The 1,122-nt window shown below is 39.1% G+C and carries 1 protein-coding gene; it reads left to right on the forward strand.

Annotation, left to right across the window (positions count from 1 at the left end; all coding sequences use genetic code 11):
- Positions 1–119: 119 nt before the first annotated feature.
- On the forward strand, positions 120–1,122 hold a 1,003-nt coding region (locus BLT94_RS21740; RefSeq protein ID WP_139169120.1), incomplete at its 3' end, for an Mbeg1-like protein.

Here is a 1,122-nt window from a genome sequence, read left to right on the forward strand (position 1 = left end):
AAAGTTAAAAATTACTGTTTGGGAGGTTCTCTATGCTTCTACTACAATTTTAATACCTTACAAATTCCTTTTTTTGCTAACCGCGGGGTTTGGGGTCTTATAAAAAAGAGGAGGAAACCATGGGGTTGTATAGTATATTGTTGAGCTTGTTACTGCTGTCTGGGTGCGCTTTGCCAACACCTATTGGCAAGATTTCTTCACCACGAGAATACAACTACGTTAGTGAACATGAAGTCACTGATAGTTCTCAGCGAAAAAATGGTGAAAGCTACGATTCACCAAGATTTCTATCTTGTGATAAAACAATGCATCCATACACAGGAAATGTTGAAATAGCCAAAGAAACATTTTTGTTTGCTCTTATGGCAAGCAATGCATACAGGGTTGAAGCTCAGTTTGATATACCTGGGTGGAAATTAGTTAAACATTATCGCGGAGCACTATCTGGCAACTATGAATCTGCATTTCAAGCCGATTTATACGAGCGGAAACAAAACAATGTAATAACCGAAGTTTCTCTTGTTTTTAGGGGTACAGATAGTGGTGTTGACCATACGGCCAATTTTGCTTTATGGTGGCCTTGGAGTAAATCGCGTATCCCCTCTCAATACCAAATTGCAGAAAGATTAGCTTATAAAATTAGAAACCTTTATCCAAACGCCAAATTATACTTTGTTGGCCACTCTTTAGGAGGTGGACTTGCTTATCATGCGTCTTGGAATATTGATGGCGCAATTACTTATGTTTTTGACCCATCCCCTAGGCTATGGGTTGATGGAACTCCTGCAAAAGGCCGCCGTATTATAGTAAGAGAAAAAGGGGAAATTCTTGAATATATCCAATTCTGGAATCACCTTATTTCTGATAATGAAGAAAGTTATAATTTTATTAGTGGAAGTGCGGTTCGTGAACATAATATGTATTACTTGGCGCGTGGTCTTTTGCTACTTTCAGCAATGCACAATTCTGAATTGGCAGATAGGATAATGGAAGATAATCTTGGTTGTTCGCGCTACAAAACACACCAACCCCTAACGAATAAGGTTAGATTGTGTGAGCGCAGCGAACCACAATCTGAACCGTTTGTTGGACAAGCCCGGTCACCATATATAGAAAATAGCT

This window comes from Desulfobacula phenolica (genome assembly GCF_900105645.1).
GTDB classification, from domain to species: Bacteria; Desulfobacterota; Desulfobacteria; order Desulfobacterales; family Desulfobacteraceae; genus Desulfobacula; species Desulfobacula toluolica.